At 41.9% G+C, this 25463-nt stretch carries 23 protein-coding genes; 13 read left to right on the top strand and 10 right to left on the bottom strand.

Features of this window, described 5'->3' with window-relative positions:
- The first annotated feature begins 165 nt into the window (after positions 1-165).
- Entirely contained in the window at positions 166-522 is a 357-nt protein-coding gene (locus tag AC1D0K_RS01450) for a hypothetical protein (protein ID WP_477395907.1), read from the top strand.
- Between the two features lie 139 nt (positions 523-661).
- Here AC1D0K_RS01450 and AC1D0K_RS01445 read toward each other — a convergent pair whose 3' ends face one another.
- Positions 662-1486: a sensor histidine kinase gene (locus AC1D0K_RS01445; RefSeq protein ID WP_477395909.1), complete on the bottom strand. Its 825-nt coding sequence runs from the start codon at positions 1484-1486 to the stop codon at positions 662-664.
- Between the two features lie 325 nt (positions 1487-1811).
- Here AC1D0K_RS01445 and AC1D0K_RS01440 point away from each other — a divergent pair, with 325 nt between their 5' ends.
- Entirely contained in the window at positions 1812-2153 is a 342-nt protein-coding gene (locus tag AC1D0K_RS01440; RefSeq protein ID WP_477395911.1) for a DNA/RNA non-specific endonuclease, read from the top strand.
- A 154-nt stretch (positions 2154-2307) separates the two neighbouring features.
- On the opposite strand, the gene AC1D0K_RS01435 is transcribed toward AC1D0K_RS01440, so the two are convergent.
- Positions 2308-4755, bottom strand: coding sequence for a bifunctional YncE family protein/alkaline phosphatase family protein (locus tag AC1D0K_RS01435; RefSeq protein ID WP_477395913.1), 2448 nt, complete (start codon positions 4753-4755; stop codon positions 2308-2310).
- A gap of 491 nt (positions 4756-5246) precedes the next feature.
- Here AC1D0K_RS01435 and AC1D0K_RS01430 point away from each other — a divergent pair, with 491 nt between their 5' ends.
- The 3 genes from AC1D0K_RS01430 to AC1D0K_RS01420 all read left to right on the top strand — a co-directional run bounded on the left by AC1D0K_RS01430 (position 5247) and on the right by AC1D0K_RS01420 (position 8209).
- Positions 5247-6155: a helix-turn-helix domain-containing protein gene (locus AC1D0K_RS01430; protein ID WP_477395915.1), complete on the top strand. Its 909-nt coding sequence runs from the start codon at positions 5247-5249 to the stop codon at positions 6153-6155.
- Between the two features lie 85 nt (positions 6156-6240).
- Positions 6241-7485, top strand: coding sequence for an MFS transporter (locus AC1D0K_RS01425; protein ID WP_477395917.1), 1245 nt, complete (start codon positions 6241-6243; stop codon positions 7483-7485).
- A 175-nt stretch (positions 7486-7660) separates the two neighbouring features.
- On the top strand, positions 7661-8209 hold the full coding sequence (locus AC1D0K_RS01420; RefSeq protein ID WP_477395919.1) for a DUF4996 domain-containing protein: 549 nt from the start codon (positions 7661-7663) through the stop codon (positions 8207-8209).
- A gap of 259 nt (positions 8210-8468) precedes the next feature.
- On the opposite strand, the gene AC1D0K_RS01415 is transcribed toward AC1D0K_RS01420, so the two are convergent.
- Both AC1D0K_RS01415 and serC read right to left on the bottom strand, forming a co-directional pair.
- Positions 8469-9665 carry a DUF1015 family protein gene (locus AC1D0K_RS01415; RefSeq protein ID WP_477395921.1) on the bottom strand — a complete coding sequence of 399 codons (1197 nt, stop codon included), beginning with the start codon at positions 9663-9665 and terminating at the stop codon, positions 8469-8471.
- A gap of 9 nt (positions 9666-9674) precedes the next feature.
- On the bottom strand, positions 9675-10769 hold the full coding sequence (serC, locus tag AC1D0K_RS01410) for a 3-phosphoserine/phosphohydroxythreonine transaminase (protein ID WP_477395923.1): 1095 nt from the start codon (positions 10767-10769) through the stop codon (positions 9675-9677).
- Positions 10770-11118: 349 nt separating this feature from the next.
- Here serC and AC1D0K_RS01405 point away from each other — a divergent pair, with 349 nt between their 5' ends.
- The gene (locus tag AC1D0K_RS01405; protein WP_477395925.1) at positions 11119-11394 is read left to right on the top strand and encodes a hypothetical protein; all 276 of its coding nucleotides are present in this window, start codon (positions 11119-11121) and stop codon (positions 11392-11394) included.
- Between the two features lies 1 nt (position 11395).
- Positions 11396-11869: an Lrp/AsnC family transcriptional regulator gene (locus tag AC1D0K_RS01400; RefSeq protein ID WP_477395927.1), complete on the top strand. Its 474-nt coding sequence runs from the start codon at positions 11396-11398 to the stop codon at positions 11867-11869.
- A gap of 148 nt (positions 11870-12017) precedes the next feature.
- Here AC1D0K_RS01400 and AC1D0K_RS01395 read toward each other — a convergent pair whose 3' ends face one another.
- On the bottom strand, positions 12018-12368 hold the full coding sequence (locus tag AC1D0K_RS01395) for a winged helix-turn-helix transcriptional regulator (RefSeq protein ID WP_477395929.1): 351 nt from the start codon (positions 12366-12368) through the stop codon (positions 12018-12020).
- A gap of 126 nt (positions 12369-12494) precedes the next feature.
- On the opposite strand from AC1D0K_RS01395, the gene AC1D0K_RS01390 reads away from it, so the two are divergent.
- Together AC1D0K_RS01390 and AC1D0K_RS01385 are read left to right on the top strand one after the other, a co-directional pair.
- Positions 12495-13541 carry an NADP-dependent oxidoreductase gene (locus AC1D0K_RS01390; protein WP_477395931.1) on the top strand — a complete coding sequence of 349 codons (1047 nt, stop codon included), beginning with the start codon at positions 12495-12497 and terminating at the stop codon, positions 13539-13541.
- A gap of 149 nt (positions 13542-13690) precedes the next feature.
- Positions 13691-14131 (top strand): nuclear transport factor 2 family protein, encoded by a 441-nt coding sequence (locus AC1D0K_RS01385; protein WP_477395933.1) that lies wholly within the window; start codon positions 13691-13693, stop codon positions 14129-14131.
- Positions 14132-14479: 348 nt separating this feature from the next.
- Here the strand turns inward: AC1D0K_RS01385 and AC1D0K_RS01380 are convergent, their stop codons facing one another.
- The 3 genes from AC1D0K_RS01380 to AC1D0K_RS01370 form a co-directional block, all read right to left on the bottom strand.
- A complete protein-coding gene (locus tag AC1D0K_RS01380; protein ID WP_477395935.1) occupies positions 14480-15010 on the bottom strand; it encodes a cupin domain-containing protein in 531 nt (176 codons plus the stop codon).
- A complete protein-coding gene (locus tag AC1D0K_RS01375; RefSeq protein WP_477395938.1) occupies positions 15007-15399 on the bottom strand; it encodes a DUF4267 domain-containing protein in 393 nt (130 codons plus the stop codon). Before AC1D0K_RS01375 ends, AC1D0K_RS01380 begins: the two co-directional genes overlap by 4 nt.
- 73 nt (positions 15400-15472) lie before the next feature.
- Positions 15473-16048, bottom strand: a complete 576-nt coding sequence (locus AC1D0K_RS01370; protein WP_477395940.1) for a Crp/Fnr family transcriptional regulator — start codon at positions 16046-16048, stop codon at positions 15473-15475.
- A 331-nt stretch (positions 16049-16379) separates the two neighbouring features.
- Between AC1D0K_RS01370 and AC1D0K_RS01365 the strand changes: the two genes are divergently transcribed.
- Positions 16380-16769 (top strand): hypothetical protein, encoded by a 390-nt coding sequence (locus AC1D0K_RS01365; protein ID WP_477395942.1) that lies wholly within the window; start codon positions 16380-16382, stop codon positions 16767-16769.
- A 203-nt stretch (positions 16770-16972) separates the two neighbouring features.
- Here AC1D0K_RS01365 and AC1D0K_RS01360 read toward each other — a convergent pair whose 3' ends face one another.
- Positions 16973-18022 (bottom strand): hypothetical protein, encoded by a 1050-nt coding sequence (locus AC1D0K_RS01360; RefSeq protein WP_477395944.1) that lies wholly within the window; start codon positions 18020-18022, stop codon positions 16973-16975.
- Between the two features lie 44 nt (positions 18023-18066).
- A complete protein-coding gene (locus AC1D0K_RS01355) occupies positions 18067-18570 on the bottom strand; it encodes an OmpA family protein (protein ID WP_477395946.1) in 504 nt (167 codons plus the stop codon).
- Between the two features lie 878 nt (positions 18571-19448).
- Here AC1D0K_RS01355 and AC1D0K_RS01350 point away from each other — a divergent pair.
- The 3 genes from AC1D0K_RS01350 to AC1D0K_RS01340 all read left to right on the top strand — a co-directional run bounded on the left by AC1D0K_RS01350 (position 19449) and on the right by AC1D0K_RS01340 (position 25410).
- On the top strand, positions 19449-23270 hold the full coding sequence (locus tag AC1D0K_RS01350; RefSeq protein ID WP_477443006.1) for a malectin domain-containing carbohydrate-binding protein: 3822 nt from the start codon (positions 19449-19451) through the stop codon (positions 23268-23270).
- A 331-nt stretch (positions 23271-23601) separates the two neighbouring features.
- On the top strand, positions 23602-24198 hold the full coding sequence (locus AC1D0K_RS01345; protein ID WP_477399618.1) for a hypothetical protein: 597 nt from the start codon (positions 23602-23604) through the stop codon (positions 24196-24198).
- A gap of 423 nt (positions 24199-24621) precedes the next feature.
- Complete coding sequence (locus AC1D0K_RS01340; RefSeq protein ID WP_477443002.1) at positions 24622-25410, top strand: helix-turn-helix domain-containing protein; 789 nt, start codon at positions 24622-24624, stop codon at positions 25408-25410.
- Positions 25411-25463 lie beyond the last annotated feature (53 nt).

The raw sequence follows: 25463 nt of genomic DNA, 5'->3' as shown, positions 1-25463 counted from the left end.
GAAAATTGAACAACCTGAACACATTACGGAGAACTTATTCGCATACCAATGTGTGGTGGGGTTATTTCTTTCGTACTGTGCACTTTTGGTTGGTTGTGGTGATGAGGCTCCACGCTTATTTTGTATTACCGCCAGATAGGGGCTAATGGCTAAATTAATGAAGCTATGCACAACGAATTAAAGCATATTGATAATGTACAAAGTAAATTTGAGGCAGAGTCTACGTTTAACCTACTTCAAATACTTAAACATTCGCAAGAATGGTATAATACTCATTCCCTTATCATAATCAAATACATCCTTTTAAAGAGAGGAGTTCCTGAGATAGATATAGAAAATGCAGACAAGGCGTTTAAAATTAAAAACAAACCTGAAGAAAGTATTTTTACTAAAATCCTGGAAGATTCCGCGGGGAGAAAATTTGTGTGGCTAATGGTAGCAATGATAATTATTTTTATCATTCTATTGGCATCAAGAAATTATGCTGCATCAAGCTTTGTAGATATGCCATCACGTGACTGATAACGTTCTAATGTCGCCCAACGTGCAGATGCAGCTTAGGGCAACCCCCAGGTGAAACGACCCGGGGCAGATCTATATAGATGCATGACGGGTGATGGATCAAGACCCAAAACATAACAGGAATTAAGATCGGTTTGTATCAGGATATCTCAGTTTTATTATACGAAAGCTGATCTTCCCGTATGATTTTATCAACGCGTTTAAAAGTAAACTTTAGCCCTGTCCCAAAATATCGCTCTAAACTAAATTCACCCTGCAACTGATCGCACAAGCCCCTCATCAGGTTCATACCTAAAGTGTTTGTTGAGTTTAAATCGAAATCAGCAGGTAAGCCCACACCATTGTCGCTTATGTTTAACAGGAAATGATCATCATGGGTTTGCTTTAACAGAATAGTAATTACACCATTCATCTCGTTAGGGAAAGCATATTTAATGGCATTTGTTACAGCTTCATTAATGATGGGGTCCAGGGGAATTGCCTGCACAATATCAAGATCAACAGTTGCTACATTTAGTTCATAAGTAATTTTATTACGGTCGCTATAGCTTCCTTTAATTTTACTGCTATAGCTGTCTTTTAAATAATATACAAGCTCATAAATATAATCCTTAATATTTATGTGGGTCATTTCATCAGATTGATACAATTTCTGGTGGATTAATGACATCGCGTATATACGTCGCTGGCTATTCCGCATAGCCTCCAGTGCCGATTCATTATTTATATAGACTGATTGCATTTTTAGCAGGCTCATGGTAGTTTGGAGATTGTTTTTTACCCGGTGATGGATCTCGCGCAACAACCATTCTTTTTCTGTCAGCAGCATTTTCTGATTCTGATTCATTACCTGTAACTCATGGTTTTGCTGATCAATTTCCTCTTTCTGTGCTTGTAGCTTATCATTGCTTTTCTTATTATAATAATAGCGGTTAGTACCCCTGAACTGGAATACTTTGAACACTTAGAGAGCTCTTTACGGCTTATTGAGCCCATAATCCACGATGTGAAAGTTAAAGGCTTTATAAAATAGGCAAGGAGATATTAATGTTTGGATTTTTATATGCCTTGACCGGATTACTTTTGAACCGTTTTTCTTGGATATATTGAAAAAATTACTGGTCAAGGACATCCGGATTATATTGAGCGATTACTGGGAGGACAAAGCTTCATTCCCGCCATATTTGGGGATGTAGAAATGTGCTTGTCCGGACAACGCGCTAATATGTTTCACGTTATTCAATCATCATATCTGGAATTGTCGTGCTATTCTTACGCGAATATGGAGTTTGCTGAGCGCTCTTTTTTACGGTGTATTAGCATCCGGCACCGGTTCATTAGGAGCAGCAAATACCGTCAACAACGGCCATGTGAATGTTCCGAGCAATGTTTGGAAAGTAGCGGTTATTATACCCGCCGGCAATGGTGATATTAATAGGGTAACTGCCAGTACGCGGGTAATTGCGGTTAATACGCCTAATATCAATACCACAAATAAAGACTGGACAAAATATATTGTATCGATAAAGGATATTGAACTTGCTACCGGCTATACATTGCTATCAAATCTTCCGGCTAATATTAGAACAGCACTGGAAATAAAATTAGATGCGGGCTTACCTGGTTCCTGATATTTAGACAATGTTGCTTTTTTTTCGGTGGAAAGGCTGCGAGCCTTGATTAACGGCCCAATGTCACCAGAAAAAGCCTCATCTGAATTAATTTCAAATACCCTAGGCTCTGTAAAACCCGGGGTATTTGCTTAATCGACTCATGCCTTATCACTTAATCATCATCTCCTGCTTTCTGAACAGCCTTTACAAAGGCGGCACGCACCGGAATTGGTACCGGAGCATCCTCCCCTTTAATGGCCTTCCATATCATGTTGTTCATGATTTCGTCAGGCACGCGATCTACTGCCGAAAAATCAAGCCCTTTGGCCATCGCCGCAAGTTTTGTCCCCTTAGGGTTAAGTTCCTTCAGGTTGATATTGGATGGGAAACTGCTAAAGGCTGTATTGTTGGGCGTTTTACTAAAACAACGCCACATGGCTGTGGCCGAAGCGTCATACTGCGTCATCGGCGGCAAACCAAGGATCAGCTCTATAGTGCGCAGAACAGAGGAGGTAGAATACATGGTATGATCTACAAAGTTCCGTTTTACAAAGCCTCCGGCAATATATGCAGGTGAGCGGTGGGCATCCACATGGTCGGGGCCATTTTGGGCGTCGTCTTCCACAATGAAGATCACGCTGTTTTCCCATATCGGGCTTTTGGCAATGTGCTCTACCAGGCGGCCAACAGCCAGATCGTTATCGGCGACATGTGCAAAAGGCGTGGGTCTGCCCGCGGTTGTACCCTCGGTATGGTCAGACAGCATGCGCATAGTACTTAGCTGTGGCAGCGCGTTGTTGCGCATCAGCGAGTCAAAATCATGTTCCCATGCCTGGTAGCGCAGGGTATCGGGGTCGCGCAGATCGCGGGTAGGGTACGTTTTGGCAAAGTGATCTTTCAGTACGGGTATCTGCGGCGTATTATCGGCATTAATAAACTCGCCGTAGGTGCGGAAAGTTACGTTGAAACGACTGGCCTGATCCCAGATGTACAGCTTGTTCTTAGCCGTTGGGCCCGCGGCCCCGGGGCCGCGGCTGCCATAGCTGGTAGGCCAGTTCTTTTCCATATAATCTGTGGCGTAGGCGCCCAAACTCCAGTTATGCCCGTCGGCACTTACCTCGCCATCTACATAAAAATTGTCCAGCAGCACAAAGTTTTCTGCCAGTGCATGGTGGTTGGGCGTAATGCGCTTGCCAAATAGCAGCAGGCTGGTATCGCCGTTGCCCTTGGGCATATCAGACAGTACCTGGTCATACGTCCGATTTTCCTGAATGATGTAAAAAACGTATTTAATGGGTGATGGAGCGCCCACTTTAGCCGGAACGGGGTTGCCCGCTTCGCTATTGGCGTGCGTTTCCTGCTCCCGGTGGTAAGGTGTATTGTGAACTACCGCCTGTGCGTAAACAGGCAGCTCTTTTTCGGTAGGCGTTGGGATGATGCTCAGGGTACCCATCAGTAATCCACCGCCAATATATTCGGTACGTTGTGGTCGAAATGGGTCGCCGCCGTGCAGTACAACAGTTTGGTTTTTGGCTACAGGGTTAGGTCCATGCGGATTAGGCAGCGACGAAAAGCCTTTGGCGTTGGCTACGTACAGTTTGTTATCTATAACGCGCACAACGCTGGGATACCAGCCTGTAGGCACAAACCCAAGCGACTGGCTGGAACCTGCCTTTGTTACATCAAACACGGCCAGGCAATTATTATCGGCATTGGCAATGTATAAAGTTTTGTCGTCTTTGCTCAGGGCTACCGAGTTACTGGTGGTTCCGCTCAGCGGGGTGGGCGATACCGCAGTGTTCAGGGTTTCCAGCACTTTAGCTTTGCGCACATCAATTACCGACACCGTATTATCGTTGGCATTGGCCACATATAAGTATTTCCCATTCCGGGAGATGCACAGGTCATTCGGGTTATCACCCACCGCAATGGCGTCGAGCAGCTTATTTTTCTTCGTGTCAAATATGGCCACTTTATCTCCTCCCCAAAGGCTGATGTATAACTTTGACAGATCGGGTGATAGCAGGCAGGTATAAGCTTCGGTGCCCAGTTTGATCTTCTGGCTAATGGTTTTTGTTTTAAGGTCGATGAGATAAAGGCTGTTATCCAGCTTGGTAACAACGTACAAAATGCCCCGTTTATCGTCAAGCGCCAGGCCGGTAGGCGAAATAGATTCCGAATTTGGCTTTTTACTCCATGCTTCGCCGAGCTTGATGGTATCGGCTGCCATCAGTTTGTCGTTGGTGATGGCATAACGGATAATCCAGTTGTTATCGCCGCCGGAGGCATAGAGCGACTGCTCGTCCGCACTGAACACAAGGCCGCCCCAAGCCTTACTGATCAATACCTTATCCAGTTCGCGGTCTGTCCTGGCGTCCAGCAATTGGATGGTTTGAACGCTTTGGCCGTTGTTGGTAACCGCGGCGTAATGGTGGCTCTTACTTACTGCTATATTTAAGGGCAAGTCACCCAGTGGCAGACTTTTCCCAACGGGTGTTAGTGACCAACCATTGGGTAGTTTTACCCGGTTGTGTTCAATAGCGGCAAGATCTTGGGCCCGCACAAACCTGCCGCATGTTAGTAACAGGGTGGCCAGACAAAGAATTTTTTTCGGTGACATAGTTTACGAAAATTATTTTTTTTATTACAAAAAATGGCACCATAAGACCATTATGTACCGGCAAAAGTAGACCACCAATATTAATCTATTATTAAATCACCGGGGAGATAACCGCCTAGAATGTAACAAAGTCAATAGAATTTTTACGCAGGCTAACTTATCTGTCATGTGCAAATGAAAAGGCGGCTGTTTCCCTTGGGAATCCGGCTCCGTCTTTGGGGTGGCTGACCGGCAATGCGATTTACGAGAACATACCGGTTTTGAGCGAAACTGGGGGATTTGTCCAGTATCTTAATAAGTTAAACCCCGGTTAATCCTATACCCTGGGTTTAGCTTATAAGTCTTCCACTAAGATATGGCCCCGGGTGTCTTTAACAGAGCCATCTTTGAAGGGGGGCGAGGCAAACATTGTAAACCACTGGTCATTTCTTCCTACATATCAACTATGCTTATTAATCTACCTTATATTTGACTTGTATAATAATCAAGCCATGCAAATAGGAACAGAAACGTTGCCGGAGTTCTATCAGCGCACTCATCAGCAAATGCCAGCTGAGCTGCTTTCCAAAGCGAATGTGAGCCATTTTAACGTAAAGGAACGTGTTTGCCTGACTAAACAAACGCCTTACAATCGCCGGGATTATTATAAGATAAGCCTGATCATCGGCGATGGTATGCATAAGGCAGCAGATAAAGATATATTGATTAAAAACGGGGGTATTATATTTTACAATCCGGCTGTTCCGTCGGCGTATCAAAAAATGTCAGATTTACAATCAGGCTACTATTGTCTTTTCAATGATACTTTTTTATTGAATACCATACGGCAGGATATCAGATACCGGAGTGCTTTATTTAACCCTGCCGTGCCTGCCGTTATTCCATTAAACGCCGGGCAAAGTGACCGGTTTATCCATATGTACAGGGAAATGGAAGCTTTGCTGGCCAGTCAGTATCTTTATAAATACGATATGATCAGGAGCCTGCTGCAAATGATAATACTGGAAGGTATTCGCTTGCAGGGGGCGGTACAACAGGATAATTCCAATGACCGTTTGATCGCCAGGTTTTTCGGTGTGCTGAACCAGCAGTTCCCGGTTGATTCACCTGAAAATCCGTTACGGTTCCTCACACCGGCTGCCTACGCCGACCAGTTACATGTCCATGTTAATTATTTGAACAACGTTGTTAAAAAAGCGACCGGTAAAACCACCCGGGAGATTATCCACGAACGGATTGTGGAAGAGGCTAAGACACTGCTGCTGCATACGGATTGGGATGCAGCGCAGATCGCCTACACGCTTGGCTTCGAATATCCTTCTCATTTCAATAAGTATTTCAAGCAAAATACAAGATCCACGCCGCTGCTGTTCAGGGAACATTGGAGACAGGTAAATTAATATTTGATTTGTATAAGCATTGCTTTGATTCGTCTTACCTGCAGACAGGCTTGCCCGGGTACATTTGTACCATATAAAGCAAGTTATGAAAAACATCAAAGAATCAAATAAAGCCATAGGTACCATCCTGGCATTTTGCCTTATCCCGATTACCGGTTTCGCGCTGGATATCTATATTCCATCCTTGCCAGATATGAGCACGAAACTGGGTGCAACGCCGGCAGCCATACAACTATCCATTTCCATATTTTTAGCTACCTATGGCATAGGCCAGTTATTGGTGGGAGGCGTGCTTGACAGCTATGGCCGCTACTGGCCAAACATCATTGCGCTGGCGGGGTTTAGTGTCGCCAGCTTTGTGATTGCCAATACTGGTAACCTGCAAGTAATCTATTATATGCGTGCCCTACAAGGATTGATGTCCGCCGTAATCGTGGTTAGTAAACGATCTTATTTCTTCGACCTGTTTTCAGGCGATAAGCTAAAGCACTATACTAGTCTTTTTTCGATCATCTGGTCGGCAGCTCCCATTCTTGCGCCCTTTGCCGGGGGATTTCTACAGACCCATTTTGGCTGGCAGTCCAACTTCTATTTTCTTGGTTGTTTCGGTCTGGTGTTTCTCCTGTTAGAACTGATCTTCAGCGGCGAAACAATTGCCATAAAAGTACCCTTCCGCCTGAAAACTATCGGGACAGCTTACCGCCTGATGATCAGTACCTGGGATTTCACAGCAGGCCTGTTTATTTTGGGACTTTCCTACGGTGTTTTGATGGTCTATAATATGTCAAGCCCGTTTCTGATCGAGCAAGTAATGCATTACCCCGCGACCGTCACCGGCAATTGTTCCATGATCTCCGGCTTGGCCATGCTCGGTGGCAGCTTGATCTCCAAAGCTGTTCTTTCCAGGCCATTCTTTAAACGGATGTTTGCGGGAGCTGTCATTCAGCTATTGCTTTCCGGTTGCTTAATCCTGCTAACCTTACAGGTGCATAATTTATATACTTTGATGGCTTATGTCATCTTACTTCATTCAGCAGCCGGGTTTATATTTAATGGTATGCTGGCCTATTGTTTAACGCGGTTCTCTCAATATGGTGGTATGGCCAGCGGGCTGACCGGTGGCGGGTACATCATTTCAACCTCTGCATTTAGCTTCGTCGTCGTAAAAGCGCTCCATATTAACAGCCAAGCTTGGCTGGGAGCAAGTTATTCGCTATTGATCTTATGCATACTGGTGCTTGTTTTGCGCGTTAAATGGATTGAACGCACCGTCAGCCCAAAACAGGCAGCTGCTATAGAGGAAGAAAAAATTGGATTAATGATGGAATAAACTGGCCTTAGATGGTCGTCTATAAGCGAATTGGAGCGGAAGGGCGTCTTACTGTCAAAAAATATATTTATACTGATATCGATCAACCACTACATTCATAAAGGCAAGCAATGATTTTACCCTCACTTTATTACAGTGCCCACCTGGCTTGTTTTGAAGCGTTGGAAGAATTTGAATGGTGCAGGGTGATCCGCATGGTTATGGTCGAGCTAATCTGGATAAAAGTTACGATTATTATGATGAAGCTTACCAGGTACTTAAAAATACCGGTACCTTAAAACACGCCATTTTTAAAACAGATGCGGTTTACAGTCAGGTAAAGGAACGCTATCCTTCCATTATAGATAGCATTACTTTCATGGCTGTTGTTGACCTGGATAAGCCTCATGCTATACAAACGATCAACGATTACCAGCAACATATACAACCGGTAGCGTTTGAACTTAATTTCAAAAAGGATACATCAGCTGTTTTGGCAAATCACTTATTTATCAACCGTAAGGGATCAAAAATATGGATCAATTCGCTTTGGGCGAGCCTGAATGCAGGGCATGATGATGACACCGCTATTGATGTCGGCAACACCAAAGACAGCTGGGACTGGTTGATTGAACAAGGCACAACCATTATTCAAACAGACAGGCCAAGGGAACTGCTGGTTTATCTTAAGAAAAGAGGTTTGCATGGAGATTCAGGCTCCTTTGCCCCGTTTGTTCTGAAATAGCAAACCAGTTCTTATGAAAAACTTTGACCATGTCAACTTATTTACATCCAGAAGCCATTGTTTTTTCATCTTACACAAAGTGCTGAACATCCATGGTCAAGCCTTCCGGAAAATACAGCCGTATTGCCTATTTAAGGCAATTGCTAATTCGGTGCCGATCTGCCCGCAGGCACCAATAATGAGGATCTTGTCTTTTTTCATGCTGCTATTTTATTTACGGCCATTTCTGTTTTGCTGAATTTGTTAGATTTTCGGGGGCTTAGCCAACGGTGTTGTGCCGATACATTAAAAGGCCATAGGGTACTTTAGGGTCGATCCAGGTTGATTTTGGCGGCAGGATCTGTCCGGCATCAGCCGCGCTGATCAACTGCTGCACCGTCATTGGGCAAAGTGTAAAGGCAATGGCCGAAGGTTCAGCCCGGAGCAATGCCAGGGTTTCTTCCATCGCTTTTTCGCCGCCGATACATTTCAGGCGGGTATCATTCCTGGGATCGCTGATCCGGAAAATCTTTGCCAGGACCTCATCCTGTAAGAGAACCACATCCAGCGCTGCGGGGGATTTCGCATGTAATTCATGCCATTTACTGTGGATGCAGATCCCCAGGATGTTAGCTGAATGGGGCTTGACCGGTAAGTTCCCTTCGCTTGGAATGATCGTAAATAGTTCGCTTAAGCGGGAGAACAAGTCAACTTCGTTTACAGCGGTATCAGGAAGGATCAGGCGGTAATATTCAATGATCCGTAGCTGGTCGGAGGCTATATAAAGTGAAGAAATATACTCGTCTGTGCCGGCTTCAAGCGCCAGACAGGCCGTTGAAGCCAGCCTGTGGTGCCCGTCAGCCATATAAACGGTTTCGATCCGGGAGAAAGCATCCTGTAGTTTAAGGAGCGTTTCACTGTCTTCTATCTTCCAGATGCGGTGCAGGCTCTTCCGGTTTCCCACCGTTGATTTTCGGGTATTGGCACAGGTTTCGACAATGATCCTGTTGATGGTCATGTCTGGCTGATAAGTCAATAAAACCGGGCTCCCTTCCAGACCGGTATACTTACGGTAATTACAGATCCGGCGTTCGCTGTCGGCGAGCGTCTGTTCATGCAGTCTGATTCTGCCGTCGAAGAAGTCCCGTATAGATGTCAATGCCCAGATACCGGTTTGGCGGTAATTACGGTGCACAATCTCATAAATATAAATTCCGGGTTGTGCATCCTGCCTTACGCGCTCCAGCCGCAATAAACATTTGAGTGCTTCCCGGATGTCATGGTATGCTTGTTCCTGGCCATGGGCAGTTTCCGGACGGAGACGGGCCGGCGCTTCCAGCTGGGCTTTCAGGGGCAGTAGGGGATGTTCTTTTTCACCTATACCAAAGAAGAAGACCTGCTCATCACCGGGAAATACCAATTGATCGGCATAAAATGAATTCGGGCGCAGCGCGCGAAAGGGTTGGATAGTGGCCATCTTTATGTTTTATACCTGAACCAGGTTTTGTTTTGTTTCGAATGTGTAAGTTTTCATACAGTCCACCAGGGCCTGCACGCTTTCAAGGGGGAGCGCGTTGTAAAGGGAGGCTCTGAACCCGCCAATGGTACGGTAACCTTTGATTCCTACCATGCCCCGCCTGGCAGCATAGCTTAGAAATTCCTCTTCCTTTTCCTTGTCATACATCCGGAAGGTCACATTCATCAGTGAACGGTCGGTCTTTTCAGCCAATCCATAAAACAAGGGGTTATTGTCTATCTCGTCATAGAGTAACTTCGCTTTGGCCAGGTTTTCCATATGTATGAACTTCACACCGCCTTTACTTTTTAGCCATTGCAGGTTGAGCATGGCGGTATAGATCGCGAATACGGGAGGTGTATTGTACATCGAGCCATTGGCCCGGTATACCCGGTAATCAAGGATCGCATGTACAGGGTTTTTGATGCCATCTAAAAAACTGTTCTTAACAATAACCAGTGTCATGCCTGCCGGCCCCATATTCTTTTGTGCGCCCGCGTAAATGAGGTCAAAGTCGCTGATATTGATCACCCTGCTGAAAATATCAGAAGACATGTCGCAAACAACCGGGACCGGCGATTTCGGAAAGTTGAATATTTCGGTTCCTTCTATGGTATTATTGGAAGTAGTATGAAAGTACGCCGCATCCGCGGGGATGTTGTAATCCCTGGGGATAGATCGGTAATGGGTATCTTTTGAGGTTGCCACCACAGTAACATCACCCGAGATCCTGGCTTCTTTAATGGCTTTTTCGCCAAAGAAACCAGCCTCGAGGTATGCCGCTTTTTGCCCTGTGCCCAAAAAATTCATCGGCACCATTGCAAATTGCATACTGGCACCGCCTTGTAAAAAGAGGATGCTGTAGGTTTCGGGAACATTGAGGAGCTCCCTGACCAGAAATTCGGTTTCGCGAACGACCAGCTCAAATTCTGTGGAACGGTGGGAGATCTCTAAAATGGAGAGATCCGCCCTGTCCCAGTGCTTCACGGCTTCCGAGGCTCGTGTTAATACGGAATCCGGCAGGATACATGGCCCCGCCCCGAAATTGTGCTTTTTATTCAGCATACAGGCATTTTATAATTGGTTGGGAAATGCAGGATTGGGTTCCCGATTTCTATACAAAGTTTTAATGTTTTGGTCATTAAAACCACACTTGATTTGCACTTTGGAAAACATGACCAAAATCTATTGATTTTTTAGTCAATTTTTCCAAACAGGTGACGATTGGTGCCTGATTTCATGAAATTAAGCGCATAAACTATCTAGTTGAATACACTTTCTATTTTGTTTTCCATGTCAGTTTATGTAGTTGAAAGGTTAATACCATGCGTATATTTTGAAAAATCGATGAATTTAACCTTACTTTGCACCTACCAATTCATAAGTTAATTAATGTATTAATTACACTAAGTATATGACCGAAGTGATCTCTTTAGGGCAATTTCCCGTTGAAAAACAGGCTGATTTCCCCTGCGCAAAAGGCGAGCTTTTACAGCTGGTTTACGAATGTAATCCGATGGCCTTCCTGGCAGAGCGAACAGTCGGAAAGGTGGGTAAGAGCGCCGAACGTATCCTGGAGATCGCCGTAATAGGGTTACATCAACGGTCCCCAATCTTTATCGGCTTAAAATTAACGGTCGAAAAGGCTGAAAACTTATTATCAACCGCAAATACTTTAATCCCTGCTTAAAATGGATCACGTATTAGATAAAACGGACCTGGGTATACTGAGACTGCTGGAGCAGGACGCCCGCCTGACACATAAAGAGATCGCCCATTTATTGCATAAAACGATCACCCCTATACATGCCAGGATCCGCCGGCTACAGGAGGAAGGATATATCCAGCGTTATACGGCCATCATTAACCACAAAAAGGTTGGTAAGGGGTTAATCGCTTATACCCAGGTCCATGTGCGGGTACATTCACAAGAAAGCCTGATGGCCTTTATGGAGGAAGTAATCAAATTACCTGAGGTACTGGAATGTTATCATATGACCGGGGCGTTTGATTTTCTGCTGCGCCTGGCCATTAAAGATATGGATGAGTATAACGAGGTGCTGATCAAAAAGCTTTCGAAATTGCCGGATGTGGGTAACATGCAAAGTTTCTTCGTGATGTCGGAAGCCAAAAAAGAAACCGGATACATGTTCGGGACAGCATGAGGAGGATAGGGCACTGGTCTTTAGGGGCCCCGAGATGCTTTCAAAAGTCTGCCTCGGATTGAAATAAAAAAACAAGCCGCCTGATTTGCAGGAGGCTTGTTTACAGCGCGGAGTAGAATATTGAAATTTCGCGCCGTGCAGGTTAATTTTATTTTACCAATGATTCAGTTTCCAGTTGCTTTTTCCCCCAAAGATGCAGGTGCTCTATAAACGGAATCAATTCTTTTCCTGTGTCACTCAGAGAATATTCTACTTTGGGCGGCACTTCGTGGTACATTTTGCGCACAATCAATTTGTCTTCTTCCAGATCCCTCAATGTTTGGGTGAGCATTTTAGTAGTAATATCAGGTAAAGTCCTGCTTAGTTCCCCATAACGCAATACGTTCTTCATACCCAAATGCCACAAGATCCGCGCTTTATATTTTCCGCCTATGCGTTTAAAGGCATATTCAACTCCACAATTGATTATACAATCGGGAATCTCTGATTTATTTTTCATATTAATTTAATATAAATAATTGATAATCAATAATGCATACTTTTTGGTATGTAAGATACAAATAAGTACATACTTGCCAAAAGTAAACAAAGGATATAACTTGGCCATTCATAAAAGCACAAAATAATGGAACCATTAACAATAAAAACTCATACGATCCAAAATACGCCGGTTATGAAGGCGATCCGCCAGCACGAAGTTGGTGGCCCGGAAGTATTGCGTTACGAGGATGCACCAATTCCTGAAATAATGCCGGGTGAAGTTCGCATACGTGTTCATGCAATCGGTCTGAATCCTCCTGATTGGTACCTGCGCGACGGATATAAGATGTTGCCGCCTGAGTGGCAGCCGAAAGTACCCTTTCCTATCATTCTCGGCACAGACATTTCGGGCGTAATTGAGGCCATCGCGAATGATGTTGAGGGCTTCTCCATTGGCGACGAAGTATATTCTATGGTTCGTTTTCCCAGCTATGGGCCAAGCCAGGCGTATGCTGAGTTCGTAACCGCGCCCGCATCGGAAGTTGCCCTCAAGCCGGCGGGTATTGATCATGTGCATGCAGCCGCCGCGCCGATGTCATTGCTTACCGCATGGCAATTCATGATCGAGGTTGGACATGACGTACAGAACCCGCTACAGCCTGACAAGCATGTGCCGGTACTGCTCAAAGGTAAAAAGGTGCTTATAAATGGCGCCGGGGGAGGCGTAGGGCACTTCGCAGTGCAACTGGCAAAATGGAAAGGTGCGCATGTGATCGCTGTAGCATCCGGTAAGCATGAAGCGTTCCTGCGAGATCTTGGCGCTGATGAATTCATCGACTATACCAAGACCACAGCCGAGGATGTTGTGCATGACGTCGATCTTGTCATCGACTCAGTTGGCGGACCGACCACCGGCCGTTTTTTGCGTACGCTAAAACCCGGCGGCGCTTTGTTCCCTATATTCCCTTTGGGCTTCTCCGGGTCAGCGGAAGCAGAGCAGCTGGGTGTCAAGGTCTCGGCAACACAGGTGCGTTCAAGCGGAGCCCAACTGGCGGAAGTTGCTCGTTTGCTTAACGACGGTACGGTCCGGGCGGCCATTGACAGCACGTTTCCGCTTGCCGATGCCCAAAAAGCACACGAACGCGCCGCGCAAGCAAACATTCAAGGCAAGATTGTGCTAACTGTAGTCTGAAAATAAAAGCTATTAAAAGTTCAAAAATAAAATTACGACTAAGAGGCTACCTCAAATTCGAGATAGCCTTTATAAAAATAAGCAGGAATTGATTAGTGCATAATAAGTCGCCAATAATTATCCTTATAATTTATATAAAAACAAAAACTATGAATGTTAAAGAATTAGCGGACAGGATTTCCCTGAAAGAGCTTGTTGACCGCGTTTCGGTCCTGGGGGATAATAAAGATTTCAACGCGCAGGTACAGCTGTTTTCTGAAAATGCACTGTCGGAAACTTTTGCGGGAGGTAAATCAATTTTAAAACTGAAAGGTCGAAAGGAAATGTCGGAAGCGTTTGGTAAGTTTCTTAAAGATTTTGAAACCGTTTTCCATTTTAACGGCCAGCAGGTGGTAACCGTCGATGGTGATAACGCTACAGGAACCTGTTACAGCCTGATTACCTTGATTGGGAATGAAAACGGCAAAAAAATGAAGACTACTATCGGCGCTATCTACCAGGACGATTACATACGGGAGGACAACCAGTGGCTTATCGCAAAGCGAACTGGAAACTTTAAATGGCAGCGTAAAGGTGAGGTACACCAGTAAGAACCTACAATAAACCATCTATTGCCAGTCAGGATGTCTGAATTGGAATTTTAATATGGAAAATGATCCTCTGTGCCAGCAGATCATACACCCTACATCGTGTAATTTGTAAAAAAGCGCACTGGATTGGAGGCTTCCGGTTTAAATGATACCAAGCCTACAGGAAAATATAAAGCCGGAGTTAAAGCTCAAATATCTCCCTTCAATGCCTTACCATATGCCGACTGTGCCGGATGTTTGCTCGATGCTGTTCAGGGAAGTAACTGGGTAAGGAAAATTATCAACGTGGGTAAAAGCTAATAACCAAGCCGTGTAGTTTTCAGCTTGGTTATTCCTTGTCTATTGGTCTTATATTTTGTTTCCTGTTTCGTTACCATATTTCTGCAACAACGCATTTAAATGACCTTTTTTGATAAATGCTTTTGCAAAAAAATCAAATATCGGCTCGGCTATTTTTTGAAACCCGACCATTTTGGAGTTGCTTAAATAGACAAATAATACTAGGTCTGAAAATTTACGCGGAGTTCCCGCATCGTTTGCCAGGCCATCTTTTGCCAACCCTTTTAAAATGAACAGGGCATGTTCAAAGTTTTTATTCCCAGGTTCAATGGTTGTTGTGATCACACATTCCTCGCTGGAAACATTGTGATAATAATGTTTTTCGTTCGGTTCGATGGTTGCTTTATCTCCCTGCAATAAATGGTGGATGTCTTTACCTTTCCCTACTTCCAGTGTACCTTTCAAAACCTCAAATGTTTCTGAAAACAAAGTGTGATAATGCCAGGGCGTTTTTTCGCCCGGAAGAATATTCAACTCCAATACGCTGTTGTTACCCTTGTCTGCTGAACTGACCATTTTAATGTATCCTTGTGTTTTCATAGCGCTTTTTGTTGAGGTTTAGTTATCAATAAAACAATCCCGAATACAGCGCAAATCAGAATAGCAATGATGTGTGGCATGGCTTGAAGAATACTATTATAACTTTTGCCCAGCACAATAAGCATATCGGTAACAGGAACCATTGTCCCTGCCAATAAGGTTACGCCCAAAGCACGCCTTTCATTCATCAACACAAAAACGCACAATAACAGCCCGGAAAGTATATCCCTGATCCCTTTTATATAATGAAATGAATAGTCTCCCTGTTCATTAAAATGTATGCCGTATCCGGCTTCAGCTATTTCAGGGGATAAGAGAAAACGGGTACCTAAAAAAATTAATCCCAGGCCGGTTACAAATGCAATTGCATAAAAAATTTTTGTTGTCATGATAATTCGTTTTTAAATGTCGGAACAAAATTATCGGGACGGCGGCGAGGATTGATGCACCTGAGTTAACAAATCAAGACTGGCTTGAAATTCTTTTACGAATCCGGCTTAAAGACTGGGGTTTGACACCGACATAAGAAGCAATATGGTATTGGGGGATACGCTGGGCAATATCAAAATACGCCTTTATGAATTTTTCATAACGTACTTCAGGCTTGTCGCTATAGAGCGAGTCAATTTGTCGGATGATGTCGATAAAAACCTGCTCTAATCCTAAACGGCCGAATCTTTCCCCGTACTTAACTTCCCGGTAAAAAGTTTGCAGGTCGTCGTAGCTGATTGTCCAAATTGTCGTATCCTCTAAAGCTTGTATATAGACGATGCTCGGAAGTTTGGGTATAAAACTCTGGTAGTCGCAAACCCATTCTCCTTCTTTATTAAAGTAATGCGTTTGCTCTTCGCCGCTGGTGAAAAGGTAATATCTGACAAGGCCCTGCTCGATAAAGGTCAAATGCCGGCAAACCTGGCCCGCTTCCAGCAAATGTTCATCTTTTGGTATTATTTTTTTGTGGAATAGCTTTTTGACCATTTCTTCATCTGCCGGTGACAGTGGCACATGATTTTTGATCTTTTCGATAAGCATATCCATTTGAATCAGATTTTTAGGTAAAAATACCAATATCTTCTCTATTATTTCCTATCCAGGGTAACCGGCTGCGGGTGCGTCTTATAATATTGTTCCAGTTCTTTCAATCTCCCAACCTGGGCTGGACGCGGGTTCAGTGGTGGCGGCGACGAGTTCAAAAAATATTGAATAGCACATTTTTTTAAATTATTTGGGGGGGGAGAGCTAGGATTGTAAACCTCAACTCTTGTATGTTGATAACCACTAATTTACATTTTCAAAAGTCTTTTACTGTACGAATAACGCAATAGCAATTGACTTTAATTCCAGATCAGGAGAGGCATCAGAATTATATGTGAAGGATGGCAAACTTGTAGCCTCAAATACAGGTTTTGGATTTGCCCCGGACGGCCCGCTTGTACCCACGGACACTCATACTTTTATCACGCAGCATGGGGGTAAAGTAGTCATACAGCCGCTAAAAGGACTGCTTTTTATACGACCAAAGCGGGATACAGTCGTCTATACCGCCGTCGATTCTGCGTCCCTTACTCCGGAAACCCTGCAGGAATATGCAGGCCAATATTATTCCGATGAAGCCCAGGTAAAATTCTCTATCGTTCTTCAGGGTAAAACCCTTATGCTTAGGGAGACGCCGCATGGCGCTGATACCCTGGTGGCTAGGATGGGTTCAACTTCTGGCGCGGAACAGTATATTTTGAAAGGGATAAACGGAAGAAAATAACGGATCTGAAGATATCCATCCCCCGTGCCAGGAATGTAGCATTTAAGCGGCTGTGATCCGGGGAAGGTGCGCAATAATTAAAGTAGAAAGTCAAGCAAAAGAGATATCATACTTTCTATATCTTATCGCTGAGACATATAACCTTCATAAAGATTGATTACTGTCGAATAGAAAGCCTTAACAGGAATATTGTAATGGTAATGCTACTTCAGCAATAACTTTCTAACTGTTCTGTGCGTGTCAGTAAAGTAAATAGTATTTTCATCTTGGGATAAGGCCAAATTATAGGCGTAAACATCCGCAGCCTTACCAATCCCGTCATGGCCATCCCTCGGCTCTTGCGGACCGACAAGATATTTTACCTGATTATTTGAAATACTATATATCTTTCCCCCGCTGGTTAAATAAATCGACCTGCTATCCTTGTTACCTATAATGTCATCTACTCCGCCATAGATAAAGTTCGAAAAGATCCTTGTCAATTCTCCTGAAGGGGTGTATTTATAAATATGGGTATTGTTGACAACTATATATTTCACACCATTATATCCAGAGAAAATCTTAGATACAGACGGAAAATTCAGATCTTCTGGTATCAACCTGTCGGGCACCAGGTAATAAGTATCTACGCCTTGTTTTCCATCCGGTAAAATTTTTTCAATAAACCCCCTCATTCCTGTAGCAGTAAACTCCAGGCCACATGTCCAATAGTAATTGTAGTATGGATCAGCAGAAAAACCACCATAGTAGCCATTTTTATTCCCGGTAATGGCTAATGGTTGGGCTCCTGGCTTGTAAATCCAAAATTTATATTTTGAATCATATTCGAACTGATAGGCAAAAATCGCTATTGTACCATCTTTGGCCTGTTTAACAATATATGGGTTTAAAAGCTTTGACCCATCTGCAGCATTTGGGATATTCAAAGTGGAAACAACTCCACCCTGTGTCACCTTTCGGATCTTATTATTTCGTACATCAGCAATTAAAAGGTTTCCGTCATTTGCCAATTCAATTCCAAAAGCAGACGCAAAAAGGGCGTCTTTCCCTATCCCGTCTTTATAACCTTCTACGTTTGGTTTTCCAGCAATAGTTATTACCGTGAACGGTTTAGTAGCGGTAGCCGTTAACCCGTCTTTAAAATTCTGTGTTGTTTCAGGAATATCCGATCCGGAAACTGCAGTATCCTTTTTACAGCCGCTAACAGCCAGTAATGAACAGCATAAAACTGTAAGACAATGTGAATATTTCATTGGATTAATAAGTAAATTCCCATAATATTTTTTTGCAAAAGAAATTAACTGTTTGTGGATTGTAGCTTGATCTCGACCCGGCGATTCTTTTTTCTTCCGGCACTTGTTTTATTGCTGGAGACAGGAAGTGTACTTCCGAACGGCGTGGTGACTATTTTATCCTCAGGAACTCCTTTTTCTACAAGATATTTCTTAACAGCTAATGCTCTCTTATCAGATAACTTCCAATTCCCTACGTAGGTACCAATAGAATCGGCATGCCCCCTGAGCGCTAAAGCGTGTTTTCCTTCATTCATTAGTTTTGCAAGCTGATCCAATTGTTCTGTATACTGGGTGTGCACGTCTGCCCGTGAAAAATCAAATTCCAGATTTTTTGTTATCTCCTCAATTGACATGGAGACAGATCTTGTTAATGTTAGTTTGTATAATTTAGAATGGGTTACTCTATATTTTTTTTTGCCTGAATTTTTTGCAGGAAATGAATATGCGTTTATAGTAAAGCAGGCGATCAGCAAAAATGCTATTGATAAAGCTATTTTCGTTTTCATAATATTACTTGATAAACTGGTTTATAATAAAGAATTGTAGAGTAAACTTAAATCATAAGTTGTTAAAATTCATTGCCTTAAATTAAGTTGTTGGCTATTATGTGAATTTTTGTGCAAATAAATTCTACTGAAATTTATCATTACCTATAGTAAGCGTTGGTATGTATATTAATACTAATACTCAATTGTTTACGGTTTTAAATACATTCTTGCACAGGTTAGTTATAAATGAATAAATCACGTAAAAAAACACTTAACTTTCGATGTAATTCATTAAGATTAGTTTGAAGGCTCTCGAGTAGTTATTACTACGCGGGGGCCTTTTTTCTGAAAATTGCCAAAATAAAAACCGCCAAAACATGAGTTGAGTTTTGGTAGGTGGAAATTAAGCCTTGTGAGTGTGTGTAATGATTGGTGCCTGGATCATTGGAATAATATGCAATTTTTCCAATGTGAAAATAATTGAATAAGCCCCTGTTAGAGGGCTTACCTTACAAAATTAACTGATTTAAAACTGATCTGACTCAAAGGTACCTACACAAGGTTGATTTTAATGGCACAAAATTTCACAGTTATGAATCAATAATTATTTTTTTTAATAAATATGCGGTAAGGTCTTTCCCATAAGGCAATGTAATAATATTCAGAATTATAATAAATTTAAGCCTTTTCTCCAATTTATTATAGGCGATAAAGCTTACATGTACACTTTTATACATTCTTATCACAGGTTTTTCGGGTACCAGTATGGCGCTTTATAAATGCGTATTATTGCTGATAATCAGCAACTTATGTATTTAATTTTTATGCACATGACGAGTTTAATTACTAACTATAATTTAAAAAATTTCGTAAAAAGCAAAAACGGGGCTTGTTTAATGCTATTTTCAGTTCTATATTGCTTCATTTTTTCTGAATACGCTAAAGGCGCTGTTTTTGTCAGCAAGAATTATTCATTCCCGTCCAACGTTGCCAAACCTGAATTGACAGGTGCATTAACAAGCTTTACTACAATTAATATAGCATTTTTGCCATCTACATCCACTGCACCTACAGGCTACACAGCTGATAATGGTTTGGCTTATACCGATGCACGTGGTTTTGGGTGGATAAACCCTTCAACGAAAGTTCCGCAGGATATGGCCGCGAATATGCGTATCCGTACAGGTACGAGTGAAAAGCGATTGTTAGGCGTAGTTCAGATACAGGCCAGCGATAAGGGGCAGCTACCCGGGACCTGGGAGTGCGCTGTGGTGAACGGTACTTACCGAGTAACAATAGGAGCGGGTGACGAAGGTTATTATGACAGTGATACGCAGATAAACGCAGAAGGATTACCGGTTATAGCAGACTTAATCACTTCGGCATCGGCCAAACATAAAATAGCCATAGGAGTAGTAACAGTTACCGATGGTAAACTCACTATTGATGCTAATGGCGGTGTTAACAGCAAAATGAATTTTGTAACCATTGCTCCGGCAGATCCTGTTACAGATGCCATAGCACCCACAGCAAGTATAAGGCTTGTAGGTACCCTCAATGCTCCAGGCGCCTACACCAATCAGGTACAGGTGCTTGCTACCGGAACAGATAGCGGGGGAGCAGGCATGGATTCCTTGAAATATGCAGTGAATAATGGTGCGTATGTTAATTATACAGTTCCGTTTATCCTCACAGCACCGGGTAATTACAATATTTCAATAAAATCGGTTGATGCCAATAATAACCAGGTTGTAACCAATTCGAGTCCTTTTACTATTGCGGCTCAATCAACAGGAACCAATAAATCTATAGCATTTTTGCCATCTACATCCACTGCACCTACAGGTTACACAGCTGATAATGGTTTGGCTTATACCGATGCACGTGGTTTTGGATGGATAAACCCTTCAACAAAAGCTCCGCAGGATATGACCGCGAACATACGTATCCGTACAGGTACGAGTGAAAAGCGATTATTAGGTGTTGTTCAGATACAGGCCAGCGATAAGGGACAGCTACCCGGAACCTGGGAGTGCGCTGTTGTGAACGGTACTTACCGGGTAACAATAGGAGCGGGTGATGAAGGTTATTATGACAGTGATACGCAGATAAACGCAGAAGGATTACCGGTTATAGCAGACTTAATCACCTCGGCATCGGCCAAACATAAAATAGCGATAGGAGTAGTAACAGTTACCGATGGTAAACTCACCATTGATGCTAATGGCGGTGTTAACAGTAAAATAAATTTTGTAACGATTGCTCCGGCAGATCCTGTTACAGATGCCATAGCGCCCACAGCAAGTATAAGGCTTGCGGGTACACTTAGCTCTCCCGGAGTTTACGTTGATCAGGTACAGGTTTTATTAACGGGTACAGATAGTGGAGGAGCAGGCATGGATTCCTTGAAGTATTCATTAAATAATGCTCCATACGTTAATTATACAGTTCCAGTAATTATAAATACAATTGGAAATTACAGCATTGTGGCCAAAGCCGTTGATGCCAATAATAACACAACGATAACCACAGCCACAACTTTCCGGTTTGTAGTAATTAAACCGCCGGCAACATATATGGTGTTGAAGAACCCTGATGGATTTCCGGCCGATGATCGTTTGCTGTTTTCAAAGATTCAAACACCCTGGAGGCGTGTTAGTCCCGATACAACTCCTTACAACGCTAATCATGATAAAATAAAGCTTAGGATAAATAACAAAGGAGCTGCTAAACTTACGGTAACAAAACTGGCGCTCAGCAACCCGACTGCATGGAAGGTAGCTTCTGTAGGAAGCGACACCTTAGCAAAGGTGCCCTTTAATATAAATTCCGAAGCTTATACCGACGTAACAATTCAATTTATAAGTAAAGACGCTGGCTCACGTTTAAAGGTATTTAATGATACGTTGGCTATAACCAGCAATGATAGTATTGCCCCTATTAAAAGTGTTAAATTAATCGGCGTTTCGCAACTCGAGGGAGAAGGAGTTAACGAACCCTACGCCCAACAGTTGCTAACGGCCGCCGGCTTCACCTCAATAACAGGGTACGGTCATGATGATGGAAATATAGATGGTTCTGCCCGCGTGCCAAATTCAAGTGAGGTAGTAGCCTCTTATTTTGTGAGGGCGGATGCAAGCCGACCGGTAACCGTTCGGCAGGTTGCTGCATATCACGGATGTTGTTCGGCAACAGAATCCATAAGATATTTTAAAAAGGGATCAACGGCTTCTACTATGATTTTTACGCATAATAATTTGGATGGCCAGTCTGTAATTCCCCGGCTTTACGGCAGTACATCAGCCCCAGCCACTAATACATTTAATCCAACCGGATCTTTTGGATTTAAGGTAGGTTCTTCATCAACAGATAGAACACAAAATTATAATGGATTGATAGGGATGCGAATTTTGAAAGCTATGGATGGGAATGGGAATATTATTCCAAACGCGTATTTTTTTGATTGCGATTATTTAGGTACGGCATTCACCAACTATGACTACCAGGACAATATTTACTATTTAGAAAACATAAAGCCGGATTCAGGGTCGCTGCACTATGCCGATTTGGTGCCACTTCCTAAAAAAATGATAAGTTTTGATCCTGCGAAAACAGTCAGCTCCATCTCCTATACCTTAACCATAAAAAATTCAGGGATCAGCTATCCCGACGGCAGTAATGACTCGCCGATTACATTGAAGAGTGTCCAAATCGTAGGGCCCGATAATGCCGAATTTTCCGTGAGTGCCCTAAAAACGGCAACTCTAGCGGTGCAGACAACTACCACCTTAACTGTTAAATTTAATCCTGCTACAGTTGGCATTAAAAATGCGGCTTTATTGATAAATTACAACAGTGCATCATCTCCGCTTCGTATCCCGCTTTATGGAATAGGTAACACAGTTACATCAACGGTTAATGTCATCAAAAGGATAAAAAGTGGCTCGGATGTGCCGCTAACATTAGCGGGTAACACCTATGAAGCAGATAAAAACTACAGAGCAGGTTCGGTTAAACTTGATGCACAGGCAACAAAAACGACTGTTTTGGGTACAGATATAGATAGTTTATATCAAACTTACTTATCTGCAGCGGCAGAACTTGCAGAAACCAGATATGACATACCAGTAACTAATGGAGATTATTTTGTAAGACTTCATTTTGTTGAAAACTATTGGACCGTTCCTGGCACCAGGGTGTTTAATACTGTTATTGAAAACAAGGTTGTTTTAACCAATTTTGATATTTATGCCCAAGTTGGTTACAGGGCAGCATTAGTAAAGGATATTCCTGTAACGGTAACAGATGGGGTGATGAATATGAAATTTGACCCAACAGCTAATCGTGTCGGAATTGCAGCAGTAGAAATATTTCAAGTACAGCCGGTAAGTTCGTTTGCTTCAACATCTCTTCAATCAACCAGTAGTTCTCTCGTAACAGAAAGCGATAAGGAGAAAAGGAAGATTATTGTTTATCCAAATCCAAATTTGGGTAGTGTTTTTAATTTGAATGCAAGCAGCTTTTCAAAAAACGAAGAGGTAACATTATTGATTACCACGATGTCTGGTCGTTTACTCCAAACAAAAACGTTCACTACCAATGAGTCAGGAAATGCCAATATTTTGGTTAACCTTAATAATACTTTAACCAAGGGGGTTTATATCATAAATGCACGCAGCGCAGCGGGAAATTTATCTTCAAAACTGCTCGTTCAATAAAATTATTCTCCAACCATAATGTTTTACTTTTGAAGTAAAAAAACATTTGTAAATACCTGTCAATTATTAATTGATGGGTATTTACTTTTAAAGCATCTCTCAAAAATTCCTTAAAGCCATTTTAAGCTATTAACTCAAGTGGGAATAGTGCTTTTGAGGCGCAGATTAAATTCTTATAAGCCTTAGTTGATATTCACTTTTATATCATTTTTTCATAACATTCTCATAAATCTTCACGTATACTTAATTAAGCTATCGTATAATTGCAAGTAAATTAAACGATTAGGTATTTTATGGCGATTTTTTACTTTTTTGTATTAATTTAATTTAAATGGAAACACCAATTTTAGTTGTTGAAGCGAATGGACTTCACGATAAATCATTTTTTTATATGACCAACACTGTTAATCAATGGCTAATGAATGCCGTTAGCGTTCCGCAAACATATTTTACAGAAAAGTATTATTATGACTATCAGCAAAATGAGCTTTTCGTAGTCAATGAAGATGATGCCAACCTGCTAACGGTAATTGAAAATGAGGGGAACAGTCGAGGTCATTCAGGTGAAGATATTGCAAAACTCACAGACAAAGTGTCAAAGATCTCTGCTGGTTTCGGAGTAATCGAAATTCCTCGCTTGAAATTGGAAGAACGTATTGCAATACAAATAGACTTTATTTCCTTGATGGAAAATTTTAAATTTTTTGAAGATTTTTCGGAAGTAATTAATCAACAGGATCAGACACAAACCTTTGCACTGGATGATCTGCTGATAGCAAACAAAAGTGCATATCTGTTTATTGATTACTGGGCCGAGTTTAAAACTAAACAACTTGCCTATTTTTTAAATGATTTTGAAGATAATCATGACATAAATTTGCAAACAGTTCATATCTGGGATCAGTCTAATTTTAAAAGAGTGTCATAAAAAAGAAAAAGCAAAGTTTGGATTAACATAAAAAACTCTAAAAAATCCCGATTATAGCTTTCTCAATTGTCTACCGATCATTAATAATATACAAACAGACATAGTAAACTGTGAAAATGTGTAAAGCTCTACTTTACACATTTTCACAATTTACTATTGAATATCTTCGTTAACAATAAAACAAAACCAGCTTTTTAAATAATTGAGGGCTATATTTTATCTTTATAGCCGTTTTACCCCCCTTTACACAAACTTTACAATTTTGAATTTAACTGTAGAAGTTGTGAAAAAAACTTGTCTCCCAGATTTTAAGTTGCCTTTTTTGTTGTAAATTAATATTTTAATTTATATTCAAAACAAAGGTTTAAACTATGAAGTAACGGTGTCTGTCATTTTTGGCACGGACACGGTTAATAAGATTTAATGATAAAAATTGTTATGGTATCATATTGGGATAATGACGAAGTTTTAAGATATGCATCTTTAAAGTTTTTAAGACAATTTAATATTTCCGATAAAAAAAAAATAGGCACATTAACATTGAGCGAGTTATTAGGACCGCTTTATAATAGTCATTTGCCACATTTAACCTTAGTACTAAGTGGCAATCCAAGGGTTTTTGAACAAAACCTTTCTGATAGTTTTACAAATCTCCGTCTATGCATTATTACTTACTATCCGGATTGGAAAGACAATTTGCCTGTAGGTTTTTATCTGCAGATTTTTGAAAAACCAGAAATAAATTTGCATGATCCTGATTTAATGATGGCAATTAATCAATTTAATAACTCGATTGTAAAATCGAGTTCGTCAGTTCAATCTTACGAAGAAATATCGGTTATTGATCCCCAAATTGAAAGGGTAGCAGAATATCTGAAATCAATATTACTATCCAAATTTCCAGGCCTTTCTCATATTGCTGAAATTCATTTCATGTCGGCTTCCAAATTAAAACGGGATTTCAAAGTTGCTTATGGCGTAAGCCCGTTTATTTATTTCAGGAAACTTCAAATGGATGTAGCAGAGCAATATTTAAAAGAAAAAAGGTATCGAATTGGAGAACTTGCTACGATCTTCAATTTTTCAAATCCTTATAATTTTACGTCATGCTATAACCGCTTTAAAAACAAATCGATTGATTTGAAACTTGATTTACTTTCAATTTTAGCAATATTCATGATGATATTTGAATGTGAGCTGTCAAAGTTTTAGCCATCATTAATCCTTACTTATATATGCTTTCGTAAAACGTCAACTAAGTATGC

It is taken from the genome of Mucilaginibacter sp. P1_A3, assembly GCF_056406855.1.
The sequence above is the reverse complement of the archived record's forward strand: the minus strand, read 5'-3'. Positions and strand labels throughout refer to the sequence as shown.

Coding starts and splice junctions, on each gene's coding strand:
- AC1D0K_RS01450 (WP_477395907.1), top strand. CDS start 166: ATGCACAACGAATTAAAGCATATTGATAATGTACAAAGTAAATTTGAG.
- AC1D0K_RS01435 (WP_477395913.1), bottom strand. CDS start 4,755: ATGTCACCGAAAAAAATTCTTTGTCTGGCCACCCTGTTACTAACATGC.
- AC1D0K_RS01430 (WP_477395915.1), top strand. CDS start 5,247: ATGCAAATAGGAACAGAAACGTTGCCGGAGTTCTATCAGCGCACTCAT.
- AC1D0K_RS01425 (WP_477395917.1), top strand. CDS start 6,241: ATGAAAAACATCAAAGAATCAAATAAAGCCATAGGTACCATCCTGGCA.
- AC1D0K_RS01420 (WP_477395919.1), top strand. CDS start 7,661: ATGGTGCAGGGTGATCCGCATGGTTATGGTCGAGCTAATCTGGATAAA.
- AC1D0K_RS01415 (WP_477395921.1), bottom strand. CDS start 9,665: ATGGCCACTATCCAACCCTTTCGCGCGCTGCGCCCGAATTCATTTTAT.
- serC (WP_477395923.1), bottom strand. CDS start 10,769: ATGCTGAATAAAAAGCACAATTTCGGGGCGGGGCCATGTATCCTGCCG.
- AC1D0K_RS01405 (WP_477395925.1), top strand. CDS start 11,119: ATGACCGAAGTGATCTCTTTAGGGCAATTTCCCGTTGAAAAACAGGCT.
- AC1D0K_RS01400 (WP_477395927.1), top strand. CDS start 11,396: ATGGATCACGTATTAGATAAAACGGACCTGGGTATACTGAGACTGCTG.
- AC1D0K_RS01395 (WP_477395929.1), bottom strand. CDS start 12,368: ATGAAAAATAAATCAGAGATTCCCGATTGTATAATCAATTGTGGAGTT.
- AC1D0K_RS01390 (WP_477395931.1), top strand. CDS start 12,495: ATGGAACCATTAACAATAAAAACTCATACGATCCAAAATACGCCGGTT.
- AC1D0K_RS01385 (WP_477395933.1), top strand. CDS start 13,691: ATGAATGTTAAAGAATTAGCGGACAGGATTTCCCTGAAAGAGCTTGTT.
- AC1D0K_RS01380 (WP_477395935.1), bottom strand. CDS start 15,010: ATGAAAACACAAGGATACATTAAAATGGTCAGTTCAGCAGACAAGGGT.
- AC1D0K_RS01375 (WP_477395938.1), bottom strand. CDS start 15,399: ATGACAACAAAAATTTTTTATGCAATTGCATTTGTAACCGGCCTGGGA.
- AC1D0K_RS01370 (WP_477395940.1), bottom strand. CDS start 16,048: ATGGATATGCTTATCGAAAAGATCAAAAATCATGTGCCACTGTCACCG.
- AC1D0K_RS01360 (WP_477395944.1), bottom strand. CDS start 18,022: ATGAAATATTCACATTGTCTTACAGTTTTATGCTGTTCATTACTGGCT.
- AC1D0K_RS01355 (WP_477395946.1), bottom strand. CDS start 18,570: ATGAAAACGAAAATAGCTTTATCAATAGCATTTTTGCTGATCGCCTGC.
- AC1D0K_RS01350 (WP_477443006.1), top strand. CDS start 19,449: ATGCTATTTTCAGTTCTATATTGCTTCATTTTTTCTGAATACGCTAAA.
- AC1D0K_RS01345 (WP_477399618.1), top strand. CDS start 23,602: ATGGAAACACCAATTTTAGTTGTTGAAGCGAATGGACTTCACGATAAA.
- AC1D0K_RS01340 (WP_477443002.1), top strand. CDS start 24,622: ATGATAAAAATTGTTATGGTATCATATTGGGATAATGACGAAGTTTTA.